The 13,557-nt window shown below is 74.5% G+C and carries 11 protein-coding genes; 7 read left to right on the forward strand and 4 right to left on the reverse strand.

Annotated elements, in window-relative coordinates:
- The first annotated feature begins 113 nt into the window (after positions 1-113).
- A complete protein-coding gene (locus ACIQWA_RS00340; RefSeq protein ID WP_402476203.1) occupies positions 114-458 on the forward strand; it encodes a hypothetical protein in 345 nt (114 codons plus the stop codon).
- 39 nt (positions 459-497) lie between these two features.
- On the opposite strand, the gene ACIQWA_RS00345 is transcribed toward ACIQWA_RS00340, so the two are convergent.
- On the reverse strand, positions 498-1,397 hold the full coding sequence (locus ACIQWA_RS00345) for a LysR substrate-binding domain-containing protein (protein WP_402476206.1): 900 nt from the start codon (positions 1,395-1,397) through the stop codon (positions 498-500).
- A 133-nt stretch (positions 1,398-1,530) separates the two neighbouring features.
- Here ACIQWA_RS00345 and ACIQWA_RS00350 point away from each other — a divergent pair, with 133 nt between their 5' ends.
- From ACIQWA_RS00350 to ACIQWA_RS00360, 3 genes are all read left to right on the forward strand, one after another.
- Positions 1,531-2,292 (forward strand): SDR family oxidoreductase, encoded by a 762-nt coding sequence (locus ACIQWA_RS00350; protein WP_402476208.1) that lies wholly within the window; start codon positions 1,531-1,533, stop codon positions 2,290-2,292.
- 59 nt (positions 2,293-2,351) lie between these two features.
- Complete coding sequence (locus ACIQWA_RS00355; RefSeq protein WP_402476210.1) at positions 2,352-3,002, forward strand: ester cyclase; 651 nt, start codon at positions 2,352-2,354, stop codon at positions 3,000-3,002.
- A 73-nt stretch (positions 3,003-3,075) separates the two neighbouring features.
- Positions 3,076-4,044 (forward strand): NAD-dependent epimerase/dehydratase family protein, encoded by a 969-nt coding sequence (locus ACIQWA_RS00360; RefSeq protein WP_402476212.1) that lies wholly within the window; start codon positions 3,076-3,078, stop codon positions 4,042-4,044.
- Between the two features lie 131 nt (positions 4,045-4,175).
- Here the strand turns inward: ACIQWA_RS00360 and ACIQWA_RS00365 are convergent, their stop codons facing one another.
- Positions 4,176-4,535 carry an ArsR/SmtB family transcription factor gene (locus ACIQWA_RS00365; protein ID WP_402476215.1) on the reverse strand — a complete coding sequence of 120 codons (360 nt, stop codon included), beginning with the start codon at positions 4,533-4,535 and terminating at the stop codon, positions 4,176-4,178.
- 122 nt (positions 4,536-4,657) lie between these two features.
- Between ACIQWA_RS00365 and ACIQWA_RS00370 the strand changes: the two genes are divergently transcribed.
- A complete protein-coding gene (locus ACIQWA_RS00370) occupies positions 4,658-6,646 on the forward strand; it encodes a heavy metal translocating P-type ATPase (RefSeq protein WP_402476218.1) in 1,989 nt (662 codons plus the stop codon).
- An 84-nt stretch (positions 6,647-6,730) separates the two neighbouring features.
- On the opposite strand, the gene ACIQWA_RS00375 is transcribed toward ACIQWA_RS00370, so the two are convergent.
- Entirely contained in the window at positions 6,731-7,477 is a 747-nt protein-coding gene (locus ACIQWA_RS00375) for a G1 family glutamic endopeptidase (protein WP_402476221.1), read from the reverse strand.
- Positions 7,478-7,663: 186 nt separating this feature from the next.
- Positions 7,664-9,196, reverse strand: coding sequence for a PTS transporter subunit EIIC (locus ACIQWA_RS00380; RefSeq protein ID WP_402476224.1), 1,533 nt, complete (start codon positions 9,194-9,196; stop codon positions 7,664-7,666).
- Between the two features lie 808 nt (positions 9,197-10,004).
- Between ACIQWA_RS00380 and ACIQWA_RS00385 the strand changes: the two genes are divergently transcribed.
- Together ACIQWA_RS00385 and ACIQWA_RS00390 are read left to right on the forward strand one after the other, a co-directional pair.
- Entirely contained in the window at positions 10,005-11,954 is a 1,950-nt protein-coding gene (locus ACIQWA_RS00385; RefSeq protein ID WP_402477820.1) for a putative Ig domain-containing protein, read from the forward strand.
- A gap of 390 nt (positions 11,955-12,344) precedes the next feature.
- On the forward strand, positions 12,345-13,505 hold the full coding sequence (locus ACIQWA_RS00390; protein WP_402476226.1) for a serine hydrolase domain-containing protein: 1,161 nt from the start codon (positions 12,345-12,347) through the stop codon (positions 13,503-13,505).
- Positions 13,506-13,557: the final 52 nt, after the last annotated feature.

Below are 13,557 nucleotides of genomic sequence, written 5' to 3' on the forward strand. Positions count from 1 at the left end.
GGACATGACCGTTGCACGGATAATGACCGGACCGTCGGCCGACCGGGCCGGCGGGCAGCGATCGATCGAGAGGCAGCGCACGGATGACCCTGGAGGCAGGACGACGCGTCAGGTTGACGGAGGACCTCGGGCTCGGTGAGGCCGTCGCCGGCGAGCCCGCTGCCGCCGTCGGCTTCCTGTCGCTGGGTGCCGGGGCCGAGGGCACCGTCGAGCGGGTGGACGGCGAACTCCCGGAGAGCGAAGGGGTCCGCGAGTACCAGCGGCTCAAGGCGCTGTTCGACGACTACGGGCACACCATGCCCGAGGCCAGCCGGGAGCGGCTGGTGGCGCAGCTCGCCGCGCTGGAGCCGGAGTGGGCCGAGCACCGGGAGCGGGGGAGCCGGGTGACGGTCCGGGTCCGGCTGGACAACGGGTTCGTCCTCGACGGTGTGCACCAGGACGTGCTTGCCGCACTGTGAGAGGGGGTCCTCCCGGCCCGGGCCGCCGCGCGCAGTGCGTCAGCCCGTCCCCGGGTTGATCCTGGCCCGCTGGGCCAGCAGCTCGGTGAAGGCCACGGTGAGCGGGTCGGGGCGGGTGCGGGTGTAGGCGGCGAGGGCGCGGCGGACCGGTGGGTCGGGCCGCAGCAGCAGGCCGTCGAAGTGCGCCGGCACGATGTCGGCGGGCACCAGCGCCGGGCCGAGGCCGGCCGCGGCCAACAGCGGTGCGGCGGAGGTCTGTTCGGCGCGGACCGCCGCCCGGGGGTGGAAGCCCGCGCGGGCACAGGCCTGGTCGAGCAGGTCGGCGAGGCCGTTGTCGGGGGCGTAGTGGACCCAGGCCCGGTCCGCGAGCTCACCGAGGGCGATGGAGCGGGTGGGGCGGGCCGCGAGCGGGTCGTCGGAGGCCAGCACGACCGTGAACTCCTCGACGCCGAGCTCCCGGATCGGCCCCTCCCAGCCCTCCGGCACCGGGCCGATGGCGAGATCGGCCCGGCCCGCGGCCATCGCCTCCTGGAGCCGCTCGGCGTGGGAGTACTCGCGCAGCCGGATCCGCACGCCGGGGTGCCGGCGGTGCCAGGCCCGGAGGACGGGCGGCAGGATGCCGAGGCTGATCGAGTAGACGGCGGCGACCTCCAGCTCCCCCTCCTCCAGGCCGCTGGCGCGCCGGGCCACCGCTTGCAGGCGCTCCGCCTCGGCCAGCGCCGCCCGGGCGTGCGGCAGTACGGCCCGGCCGGTCGGGGTGAGCCGGACCGCGCGCGGCAGCCGTTCGAGCAGCGGGCCGCCGAGCGCGCCCTCCAGGGCCCGGATCTGGTGGGAGAGCGCGGGTTGGGTGACGTGCAGCTGCTCGGCCGCGCGGGTGAACGAGCCGGTGTCGACCACGGTGACCAGGTATTCGAGCTGTCGGAGCGTCGGCGTTGCCATGAGCAGATTTTATGGCAGCGGTAGAGAACAAGCCTTGGACTCATGGCGGCGCCCCGGGAGAGGGTCGTGGTGTGGCCGCCGCGCACAACGCAGCGGACGGCCGGATCCCCGATGCCCCCGAAGGAGAACCCCCATGTCCATCGGCACCCCGCCGCCGTCCGCCGTCACTCCGCCGCAGGGCACCTCGCTGCTGGGGCAGCGACTGATCGTGGTGGGCGCGGGTTCGCACACCGGCCGCGCCGTGGCCACCGCCGCCTCGGCGGCCGGCGCCACCGTCGTCCTGGCCGGCCCCGACCCGCGCAAGCTGGAGTGGACGGCCGGCGAACTGGCCGGGCCGTCCGAGGTACTGCCCGTCGACCTCGCCGAGGAGCAGTCGATCGCCCGGTTCGCCGAGCGGGTCGGCACCTTCGACCACCTGGTCTCGACCGCCGCGATGCCGGCCAACGGCCCGCTGCGGGAGCTCGAACTCGCCGACGTCCAGCGGGCGTTCGCCGCCAAGGTGATCGGCCCGCTGCTGCTCGCCAAGCACCTGGCCGGGCAGGCCGCCGAGCGCGGCTCGTTCACCTTCTTCTCCGGGGTCGCCGCCTGGCGACCGGCGCCCGCCCGTACGGTGATGGCCACCACCAACGGCGCACTGGCCTTCCTGGTGCAGGCCCTGGCGGTGGAGATCGCCCCGGTGCGGGTCAACGCGGTCTCCCCCGGCATCGTCGACACCGGCTCCTGGGACGGCCTGGGCGCCGACAAGGACGCCTTCCTGCGCGGCGTCGCCGCCCGTAACCCGGCCCGCCGGGTCGGCACCCCGGAGGACCTGGTCAAGGCGGTGCTGTACGCGATCGACAACCCGTACGTCACCGGCACCGTGCTGCACGTGGACGGCGGCGGCCGACTCGCCTGACCGTCCGCCCCGCCCCCGATCGCCTACCCCACCCCAACCGCCCCGAGGAGCAACTCCCCATGCGCTGGCCGTTCCTGAGCCGTGCCACCACCCGCACCGCCGCCGCCCTCGCCACCGTCGCCGCCCTGGCGGCCGGCACCGCTGCCGCCGCGCCCGCCCTGACCACCGCCCCCTCCCCCTCCCCCTCCCCCGAGCGGGGCCACCACCGGCCCGCGCCCAGCTGGCCGCAGAACCTGATCGACCGCTCGCCCGACCTGGTCCAGCCGAAGGCGCTCACCGTCGACCGTTCGATCGGCGCCCGGCGAGCGGCTCAGGAGGTGCGACTGGCCCAGCAGTTGTACACCTTCTGGAACACCGGGCAGCAGCGGTACCTGGACGCCGCCATCAGCCCGCAGTTCCGGGACAACACGCTCCCGTCCGGCCGCCCCCAGGGCCCGGCCGGCCCGCTGTTCGCCTCGAAGAACATCCGCGCCGCCGTCCCGGACCTGACCTGCGGGCTGTCCGACGTGCTGGTCGCCGGTGACCGGATCACCGCCCGGCTGGTCTTCCGCGGCCACTTCACCGGCACCTTCGACGGCATCCGGGGCCGGGGCCAGGCCGTCGAGTTCAACGCCATCGACATCCAGCACGTCGGCACCGACCGGATCGTCGAGGACTGGCACATCGAGGACAACCAGGCACTGCTGGCCCAACTGGGCGTCCACGGCTGAGGCCTGCTGACGCACTCGGCCCGGTCCCGGCGATCCCTTGGCCGGAACCGGGCCGAGCTGGAACGATGGTCCGATGCGCATACTGATCATGGGCGGTACCCGGTTCGTCGGCCTCCACTTCGCCCGGGCCGCGCTGGCCGCCGGGCACGACGTCACCGTGCTGCACCGCGGCCGCTCCGGCGCCCACCTGCTCCCCGAGGCCACCCACCTGATCGCCGACCGCGACGCGGACCTCACCGCGCTGCGCGGCCTGAGCTGGGACGCCACCGTCGACGTCAGCGCCTACTTCCCGCGCCAGGTACGGCAGTTGGCCGCGGCCCTGGACCCCGGCGCGGCCGGGCGCTACCTCCTGGTCTCCTCCATGGCCGTCTACGACACCCCGGCCGCCCCCGGGTTCACCGAGGACTCCCCGCTGCTCCCGGCCGACGGCCCGGAGCCCGAGGAGATCACCCCGGCCACCTACGGCGTGCTCAAGGTCCAGTGCGAGCGGGCGGCCGTCGAGCGGTTCGGCCCGGACTCACTGCTGGTGCGGCCGACGTACGTGATCGGCCCCCAGGACTACACCCACCGCTTCGACCACTGGGTGCAGCGGATCGCCCGTGGCGGCGAGGTGCTGGCCCCGGGCCGGCCCGACGCCCCGCTCCAGGTCGTCGACGCCCGCGACCTCGCCGACTGGATGCTCGACCTGCTGACGAAGGGCGCCACCGGCGCCTACCACGCCGCGACTCCCCCGCCGTTCACGATGGGCGACCTGCTCGACGCCATCGCCTCCGCCGTCGCCCCGGCCGGGACCACGCTCACCTGGGTCGACGACGACTTCCTCCTGACCTCCGGCATCCAGGACCGCGCGCTGCCGCTGTGGAGCGCCGACCCGCTGCGCCGGGCCACCAACACCGCCGACCCGGCCGCCGCCCTCGGCACCGGACTCCGGCTCCGCCCGGTGGCGGACACCGCCCGTGACATCGAGCCGTTCGAACCGCTGCCGCAGGCCCTGACCCCGACCGCCGAGGCCGACCTCCTCGCCGCCTGGCACGGCCGCTGAACCGTACGGCCGTCCGGCACCGGCGCTGAACATACAGCCGTCCGGCACCAGCGCTGGCCCGTCCCGCGCCGGCGCCGAACCGACCGGACGGCCACCCGCGCCGCGCCGGCTGACCTCACCTCGCCCGTGGCTCAGTCGAGTTCGGCGTCGCTGAGCCCGAGGCGCAGGTGCTCGATGTGGTAGACGGCCTGGTCGAGCAGGGCCGCGACGTGGTTGTCGTAGAGCGCGTAGACCACCGAGCGGCCCTCGCGCCGCCCGACCACCAGGCCGAGGTTGCGCAGCAGGCGGAGCTGGTGGGAGCAGGCGGACTGTTCCAGCCCGACCTCGGCGGCGAGTTCGGTGGCGGCACAGGGCCCTTCGCGCAGCCGGGAGAGGATCAGCAGCCGGGAGGGGGTGGCCAGGGCCTGCAGGGTGGTGGCCACCCGGGCGGCGCTGGCTGCGTCCAGGCGGGTGTGCGGGACGGCGGTTGCGGGGGCGGCTCCATGACCCATGCGGGCAATAGTACAACTCATACATGAAGACACGTTCATATGTTCATGTATGGTGAATGAGTCACCGGCTCCGCCCTGCCCCGAGCCACCGGCTCCGCCCTGCCCCGAAGGGTCCCGTCCGCATGCCCACCACCCTGATCGAGCGCCCTGCGCCGCCCGCCGCACCGCGCCCCGACACCGCCCCGCGCCGTCGCACCCGGGTGTTCGCCCTCCCGGAGGCCCGCTGGGCCGCCGCCGCGACCGTGCTCTTCCTGATCGCGCTCCCGCTCCAGCTCACCGGCGCCCCGGCCTGGTCCTGGGGCCCGCTGTACGCCCTCGCCTACGCCACCGGCGGCTGGGAACCCGGCTGGGCCGGGCTGCGGGCCCTGCGCGAGAAGACCCTCGACGTCGACCTGCTGATGATCGTCGCCGCGCTCGGCGCCGCCGCCGTCGGCCAGGTCATGGACGGCGCGCTGCTGATCGTCATCTTCGCCACCTCCGGCGCCCTGGAGGCCCTGGCCACCGCCCGCACCGCCGACTCCGTGCGCGGACTGCTCGACCTCGCCCCGCCCACCGCCACCCGGCTGCTGCCCGGCGGCGCCGAGGAGAGCGTGCCGACCGAACGGCTCGCCGTCGGCGACACCGTCCTGGTGCGCCCCGGCGAACGGATCGGCGCCGACGGCCGGGTCCTGGACGGCGCGAGCGAGGTCGACCAGGCCACCATCACCGGCGAGCCGCTGCCCGTACCCAAGCAGCGCGGTGACGAGGTGTTCGCCGGCACCCTCAACGGCACCGGCGCCCTGCGGATCCGGGTCGAACGGGACGCCGCCGACTCGGTGATCGCCCGGATCGTCCAGCTGGTCGAGGAGGCCTCGGAGACCAAGGCGCCGACCCAGCTGTTCATCGAGAAGGTCGAGCAGCGCTACTCGATCGGCATGGTGATCGCCACCCTGGCCGTCTTCGCCGTGCCGCTCGCCCTCGGCGCCGCCTTCACCGGCTCGCTGCTGCGGGCGATGACCTTCATGATCGTCGCCTCGCCGTGCGCCGTGGTCCTCGCCACCATGCCGCCGCTGCTCTCCGCGATCGCCAACGCCGGTCGCCACGGTGTCCTGGTGAAGTCCGCGGTCGTGATGGAACGCCTCGGCCAGGCCGACGCCGTCGCCCTGGACAAGACCGGCACCCTCACCGAGGGCACCCCCCGGGTCACCGACCTCCGTCCACTGGCCGGCTCCGGCCTGTCGGAGGAGGAGCTGCTCGCGCTGGCCGCGGCCGCCGAGCACCCCAGCGAGCACCCGCTCGCCCGCGCCGTCGTCGACGCCGCCCGCACCCGCGGCCTGGCCCTCGCCACGGCCGAGGACTTCACCTCCGCCCCGGGCATCGGCGTCACCGCCACCGTCGACGGCCGTACCGTCGCGGTCGGCGCCCCCGCCCGGATGCCGACCGGCGCCGAGGGCGAAGTCCTGGCCGAAGCCGCCGCTCTGGCAGGCGAGTTGGAGGACGGCGGCCGCACCGCCGTGCTGGTCGAGCGGGACGGCGTGCCGGTCGGCCTGCTCGGCATCGCCGACCGGCTGCGCCCCGACGCCGCCGGCACCGTCCGCGCGCTCACCGCCCTGACCGGCACCGCGCCGATGCTGCTCACCGGGGACAATCCGCGCGCCGCGGCCCGGCTGGCCGCCGAGCTCGCCATCACCGACGTACGGGCCGGCCTGCTGCCGCAGGACAAGGTCGCCGCCGTCCGCGAACAGGAGCGGGCCGGACGCAAGGTCCTGGTGGTCGGCGACGGCGTCAACGACGCGCCCGCGCTGGCCGCCGCCCACACCGGCCTCGCGATGGGCCGGGCCGGCTCCGACCTCGCCCTGGAGACCGCCGACGCCGTCATCGTGCGCGACGAACTCGCCACCGTCCCGGCCGTGTTGGCACTCTCCCGGCGGGCCCGCTCGCTCGTGGTGCAGAACCTGGTGATCGCCTCGGTGTTCATCTCCGTGCTGGCCGTCTGGGACCTGGTCGCCACCCTGCCGCTGCCGCTGGGCGTCCTCGGCCACGAGGGCTCGACCGTCCTGGTCGGCCTCAACGGCCTGCGGCTGCTCCGCGAGTCCGCCTGGACCAGGGCCCGGACCGGGACCACCCGCTGAACCACCCGCTGAACCACCCGCTGAACGGCCCAGGCCGCCGCCCCCGTCACCGAAGGGGGGCGGCGGCCTTCCGTACGCTCGGGGTCAGCTGTGCTTCCAGGTCACCGAGAAGGCGCTGCCGCCGCTCAGCCCGGAGGTGGTGGCCTTGGTGACGCCGCCGGAGGCCATCGTGATGGCGTCCGGGTTGAAGCCGCCCAGGCTCTGGCCGTTGACGGTGGCGCTGCTGAACGAGACCGAATGGAAGTTCGACAGCGGGAGCACCCCGGTGGAGCTGGAGGGGGCTTCGGCGATCACCTCGGCGGAGGCCAGCGCGGCACTCTTGAGGGACTTGTTGACGGTGCGGCTCCAGCCCGCCGTGGTGTCGGCGAGGGTGAGGGTGAAGGAGCCGCTGCCGTTGGTGGTGACGCTCGCGGTGAAGTGGTCGCCGGGGCGCACGGTGTTGCTGTAGTTGACCGGGTAGGCCGGGTACATCTCGTACCAGGAGGAGTACACCGGCGAGCCGCCGGAGCAGTCGGCCTCGGTGCCGGTCTGCTCGACGCTGTTGCTGCCGTCACCGTCCAGGCCGACCCAGAAGCTGGACCAGGTGTCGGTGCCGGTGCAGGAGACGGCGGGCTGGACCCAGCTGGCCTTGACGCTGGTGAACCGGCCGCCGGTGGCGGCGTAACCGGACCAGTTGCCGCTGGTGCTGTGCAGTGTGCCGCCACCGTGATGGGCGGCGAGCGGAGCCTGGACGAGGGTGGGGGCGGTGGCGGCGACGGCCGGTGCGGCGGCGCCCAGGACGGTCAGCAGGGCGGTGGCCACGGCGAGGGTGCGCCGACGGGCTTCGGGCATGGCTACTCCCTTGTGAGGGGGTGGAGTTGGCCGAGCGTCGACAAAGGTAGACCCGCCGGGTCGACCCAGTAGGTCACGCGGACATAACGAACCGTCACGCCGTCCGAGGGTCAACGCCACCCCGTCCGCACCACCGCGCGCGGAGGTACCGGCTCCCCCACCCGCTCTCCCGCCCGGAGGCCTACCTCACGTGCCGTCCCCGACGGCCGGGGCGGGTGCGCCGGGTGCATCGGCCGGGGCGGGCGCGCCAGGCGCGTCGGCCGGGGCGGGCGCGTCGTACTCGGCGAGCATCGCGCGGGTGAAGCCGAAGAAGTAGGTGGCCAGGAAGCCGACGAGATAGCCGGTCAGCAGGCCGCCGCCGTAGACGGCCGCGCTCGCCGCCAGGCCGTGCGGGCCGGCCAGCAGCGGGAACAGGGCCCAGCCGGACGGGCCGACGGCGGTGGAGCCGACCGCGCTGCCGAGCTGGCCGGCCACGCCGACGAAGGCGCCACCGGCGGCGCCGCCCACGCAGGCCGTGACGAACGGGCGGCCGAGCGGCAGGGTCACCCCGTAGACCAGGGGCTCGCCGATGCCGAGCAGCCCGGCCGGGAGGGCGGAGCGGATGGTCGCCCGGATCGAGGCGTTGTGGCGCAACCGGAGGTAGACGGCCGCGGCGCAGCCGACCTGCCCGGCGCCGGCCATGGCGAGGATCGGCAGCAGCACGGTGGAGCCCTGCTGCTGGATCAGGGTGGTGTGGATCGGGATCAGCGCCTGGTGCAGGCCGAGCATCACCAGCGGCAGGAAGAGGCCGCCGAGCACCAGCCCGGCGAGCAGCCCGCCGTGGGCGAGCAGCCAGGTGGCGGCGTGGCCGATGCCGGTGGAGACCTCCCCGGCGACGAACATCAGGCCGTACAGGGCGGCCAGTCCGCCGAACAGGACGGTGACGGTGGGGGTGACCAGGACGTCCAGCGCGGGGGGCACGACCCGCCGCGTCCAGCGCTCCAGTTGGACGGCCAGCAGGGCGGCGAGCAGCGCCCCGACCACGCCGCCCTGACCGGGGGTGAGGTGGTGGCCGAAAGCCTCCACCTTGGCGACCCCGGCGTAGACGATCACCCCGGCCACGGCCCCGCCCAGCACGGGAGTGCCGCCGAACTCCTTCGCCGTGTTGTAGCCGACGAAGACCGCGAGCAGCGACATGAACCCCGAGGAGACCGCCGTCAGTGCGGCGACCAGGGCCGGCGCCCAGCCGAGGTTGGCCAGCGCCCCGGACAGGGCGGCGACGATGCCGCAGCCGATCAGGGCGGGGATCAGCGGGACGAAGACGTTCGCGATCCGGCGCAGCGCCTGCTTGACCGGGGTCGCGTTACGCACCCGGGCCTCCGCCCGGATCCGCTCCCCGCGCCCGGCGAGTTCCTCGGCAGTGGGAGCCGATGCGGTGGGGGCGGAGGCGGCGGGGGCGTCGGCGCGGGGGGCGTCGGCGCGGGGGGCGTCGAGCAACCGCCGCAGCTGCGCCGTGACCCCCGCGACGGCCCCCGGGCCGAGCACGATCTGGTACGTGTCGTCGTCGACCGTGCCCAGGACGGCCGGCAGCGCCGCGAGCGCCGCGCGGTCGACCAGGGAACGGTCCGCCAGCCCCAGCCGCAGCCGGGTCATGCAGTGGGCCACCGAACGGATGTTGGCGGCGCCCCCGACCAGCGGGAGGATCGCCTCGGCCACGGCGCGGTTCTTCTCGTCCGACATGCCAGAGGAGGTACCCGGATCGTCCCGGCGCCCAACCGGGGCCCGGCCGGTGGCCCCCGTACGCCTCGCCCGCCCCGTAGCCCGCTGCGGCTCGGCGAACTCGCCGCGCTCGAAGGGGTGGCCGTCCCGTCGATGGTCCGAACGGTCGGCCCGCTGGTCGCCGAGGGCCTGATCGCCAAGACCCCTGACCCGCAGGACGGACGCTCCCAGCTCCTCGCCCCCACCGGGCCGCCCCGCCTTCGCCCCCACGGATCGACGGTGAACCAACCACGCCCGGTGGGGTGTTGACGAACCGAAGCCGTCCCGGCCGCTGCCACGCCGACACGGCCGTACGGCGCGAGGCCCGGCCCGGCCTCGGCCGTTCCGTGTGCGAGGTGAACCCCCGCTCAGCGGCGGTGACGGCGCACCGGCGCCAGTGGCGGGATCCCGCCCGGTCAAGCCTCGGTCATGGGGTGGACTTCGGCCTTGTTCGCCGCCACCGGGCTTGGCTACCTTCCTACCGCTGACGCCGTGCAGGCTCAGCACCACTCCCTTGGCATGCCCCGATCAACCATCGTCCGGCGGCGCTCCCCGTCCCCCACGGGCCGACGTGCCGTGCCCCGCCGACCCTCCAGGGCTGCCGTCTGCTCGTGCGCGTCTCCCCCTCACACCCCGGGCCGACTCGCCGGCCGGCCGCCTCACATCGGCCTCGTCGGCGCCCCCGGGGTCCGACCCCCCACCTGGGAGGGCTCCGTTGCGCAACTTCCTCCGTTCCCCACTGCGGCAGGGCCGGCTCCGGGCCGGCACCGCGACCTTCGCGGTCGGCGCCGTGGTCGCCGCCGGCCTCGCGCTGGCCGCCCCGGCCGACGCCTCCACCGCCTGGTCCGGCACGACCGGTACCTCCGGCAACGGCGTCAAGCACGTGTGCGCCAAGCCGACCGGCCCGCACCAGATGGCCTGTGACGCCCTGGTACGCACCGACGTCGTCCAGCCGCACGCCTTCGCCCTGAACGCGGTCTCGCCGAACGCGACGCCGTCCGGCCTCGGCCCCGGCGACCTGCAGAGCGCCTACGCGCTGCCGGCCAACGGGGGCGCCGGGCAGACCGTCGCCATCATCGACGCGCAGGACGACCCCAACGCCGAGTCCGACCTGGCGACCTACCGCACGCAGTACGGGCTGCCTGCGTGCACCACCGCCAACGGCTGCTTCAAGAAGATCGACCAGAACGGCGGCACCAGCTACCCGACCTCCGACACCGGCTGGGCGGGCGAGATCTCGCTCGACCTCGACATGGTCTCCGCGGTCGCGCCGAACGCCCACATCCTGCTGGTCGAGGCCAACTCGGCGACCATGGCCGACCTCGGCGCCTCGGTCAACCAGGCCGTCGCCCAGGGCGCCAAGTTCGTCTCCAACAGCTACGGCGGCTCCGAGGACTCCAGCGACACCAGCTCGGACAACCAGTACTTCAACCACCCCGGCGTGGCCATCACCGCCTCCTCCGGCGACTCCGGCTACGGCGCCCAGTACCCGGCCGGCTCCCAGTACGTCACCTCCGTCGGCGGCACCTCGCTGACCCGCGCCTCCAACGCCCGCGGCTGGAGCGAGTCCGTCTGGGGCTCCACCTCCGGCGGCAACGGCGCCGGCTCCGGCTGCTCCGCCTACGACCCCAAGCCCAGCTGGCAGACCGACAGCGGCTGCGCCAAGCGCACCATCTCGGATGTCTCCGCCGTCGCCGACCCGGCCACCGGCGTCGCCGTCTACCAGACCTACGGCGGCAGCGGCTGGGCCGTGTACGGCGGCACCAGCGCCTCCGCGCCGATCATCGCCGCCGTCTACGCCGACGCGGGCACCCCGGGCGCGGGCGACGTCCCGGCCAAGTACCCCTACCAGCACGCCGGTTCGCTGAACGACGTGACCAGCGGCGCCAACGGCAGCTGCTCGCCGAGCTACCTGTGCACCGCCGGCGCCGGCTACGACGGACCGACCGGGCTCGGCACCCCCAACGGCCTGGCCGCCTTCACGGCCGGCGGCAGCACCGGCGGCAACACCGTCACGGTCACCGGCCCCGGCAACCAGAGCGGCACCGTCGGCACCGCCGCCAGCCTGCAGATCCACGCCAGTGACTCGGCCTCCGGCCAGACCCTGAGCTACTCGGCCACCGGCCTGCCGGCCGGACTGTCGATCAACTCCTCGTCCGGCCTGATCTCCGGCACCCCGACCACCGCGGGCAGCAACAACGTCACGGTCACCGCCAAGGACACCACCGGGGCCACCGGCTCCGCGTCCTTCACCTGGACCATCGCGGGCTCCGGCGGCGGCACCTGCACCGGCGGCGGCCAGCTGCTCGGCAACCCCGGCTTCGAGACCGGCGCCGCCTCCCCGTGGACCGCGTCCAGCGGCGTGCTCGACAACTCCAGCAGCGAGCCGAGCCACTCCGGCTCCTGGAAGGCCTGGCTCGACGGCTACGGCACCACCCACACCGACACCCTGAGCCAGACCGTCACCATCCCGGCCGGCTGCAAGGCGACGCTCAGCTTCTGGCTGCACATCGACACCGCCGAGACCGGCACCACGGCCTACGACAAGCTCGCCGTCCAGGCCAACTCCACCACCCTGCACACCTACTCCAACGTCGACGCCGGCACCGGCTACGTGCAGCGGACCTTCGACCTGTCGAGCTTCGCGGGCCAGAGCGTGACCCTCAAGTTCACCGGCACCGAGGACTCCTCGCTGCAGACCAGCTTCGTCATCGACGACGCCGCCATCAACGCCTCCTGACCGACCGACGGTTCCAACCCGGTGGGCCGCGACCTCGTTGCGGCCCACCGGCCTGTTCCACGCCGGCCTGTCCGCCCGGGCCCTGTCCCGCGCCTGCGCCTGCGCGCCCCTGGGCGGTGAGGAGCGCGGGCCGCGCCCTCGCCCGGGAGCCCTCGACCGCCTTCACCGCGGCCGTCTCCGGCCCCTGGATCCTCCACACCGCTGAGGGACCGGATCGTCCACGGACCCGGCCGTACCGGCCCGGGAGTACGGTCCCGGGCCCGGCGCCGACCCGGAGCAGGTTCCCGGGTGCAGTCTCGTCCTCCGCGCGGACGGATTGACGGTCCGTCGGATGGTCCTCTTGGAGGGCGCCGAGAACAGCTCCGGCGCCTTGTCCAGAGGAGCCCTACCGTGAACGCACACGCACCGCAACAGCACCGTCCGAACCGCCGCGGCGCCCGGGGCGGGGTGGCGGCGACCGTGACCGCCGTGGCCGCCGCCGTGGTGGCCGGTGTCCTGGCACCGGCCACGGCCTCCGCCGCGCCGCGGCCGGACGCCGTCCAGCAGCGCCTCGACGCCCTGGTCCAGCAGGACGGGGCTCCCGCTGCCCTCGCCACCGTCAAGGGCCGCGACGGCCGCACCCGCACCTACACCGCCGGCGTCGGCGACGTGACCACCAAGGCCAAGGTCCCGAGGGACGGGCAGCTCCGGGCCGGCAGCAACACCAAGCCGTTCACCGCCGTCGTCGTCCTGCAACTGGTCGCCGAGGGCAAGGTCAGCCTGGACGCGAGCGTGGACACCTACCTGCCCGGCCTGGTGCGCGGCGACGGCATCGACGGCCGGAACATCACCGTCCGCCAGCTGCTCCAGCACACCACCGGCCTGCCCGAGTACTTCGACCACGACACCGTGCTCAATGACTCCAAGCGCTACTACGAGCCGCGCGAGCTCCTCGGCACCGCGCTGGCCAAGAAGGCCCACTTCGCCCCCGGCGCCCAGTGGGAGTACTGCAACACCAACTACCTGCTGGCGGGCCTGATCATCCAGAAGGTCACCGGACGCCCGCTCGGCGAGGAGGTCAACAAGCGCATCGTCGACCGGATCGGCCTGCGCCACACCTACTTCCCCACCCCCGGGGACACCAAGCTCCGCGAGGCCCACCCCGAGGGCTACTACCGCACCGAGGACGGGTCGCTGCGCAACTACACGGAACTGGACCCCTCCTGGGGCTGGGCCGCCGGCGCGGTGGTCTCGACCAACACCGACCTGACCACATTCTTCGGCGCGCTGCTGGGCGGCCGGCTGCTGCCCGCCGCCCAGCTCGCCGAGATGCGCACCACCGTTCCCGCCGAAGCGTTCGGCCCCGGGGTCCGCTACGGACTCGGGCTGGCGAGCCGCCCGCTCTCCTGCGGCGGCGTCGCCTGGGGGCACGGCGGGACGATCCCGGGCTACTACACCGCCGGCGGGGCCACCGACGACGGCCGCGCCGTCAACTTCGCCGTGACCTTGATCCCTGACGACGACACCGCGAAGCACGTGGGGCAGGCGGTGGACGATGCGCTCTGCCACTGATCCCCGGACGCCTGACGCCCCGCCGCACCGCCCCGCACCCTCGCCACCCAGC

Origin of the sequence: Kitasatospora sp. NPDC098652 (genome assembly GCF_044760155.1) — a bacterium.
Lineage (GTDB): Bacteria > Actinomycetota > Actinomycetes > Streptomycetales > Streptomycetaceae > Kitasatospora.

Bases quoted from the DNA above. Each gene is read 5' to 3' on its own strand.
- ACIQWA_RS00345 (WP_402476206.1), bottom strand. From the start codon at position 1,397: ATGGCAACGCCGACGCTCCGACAGCTCGAATACCTGGTCACCGTGGTC.
- ACIQWA_RS00350 (WP_402476208.1), top strand. From the start codon at position 1,531: ATGTCCATCGGCACCCCGCCGCCGTCCGCCGTCACTCCGCCGCAGGGC.
- ACIQWA_RS00355 (WP_402476210.1), top strand. From the start codon at position 2,352: ATGCGCTGGCCGTTCCTGAGCCGTGCCACCACCCGCACCGCCGCCGCC.
- ACIQWA_RS00360 (WP_402476212.1), top strand. From the start codon at position 3,076: ATGCGCATACTGATCATGGGCGGTACCCGGTTCGTCGGCCTCCACTTC.
- ACIQWA_RS00365 (WP_402476215.1), bottom strand. From the start codon at position 4,535: ATGGGTCATGGAGCCGCCCCCGCAACCGCCGTCCCGCACACCCGCCTG.
- ACIQWA_RS00370 (WP_402476218.1), top strand. From the start codon at position 4,658: ATGCCCACCACCCTGATCGAGCGCCCTGCGCCGCCCGCCGCACCGCGC.
- ACIQWA_RS00375 (WP_402476221.1), bottom strand. From the start codon at position 7,477: ATGCCCGAAGCCCGTCGGCGCACCCTCGCCGTGGCCACCGCCCTGCTG.
- ACIQWA_RS00380 (WP_402476224.1), bottom strand. From the start codon at position 9,196: ATGTCGGACGAGAAGAACCGCGCCGTGGCCGAGGCGATCCTCCCGCTG.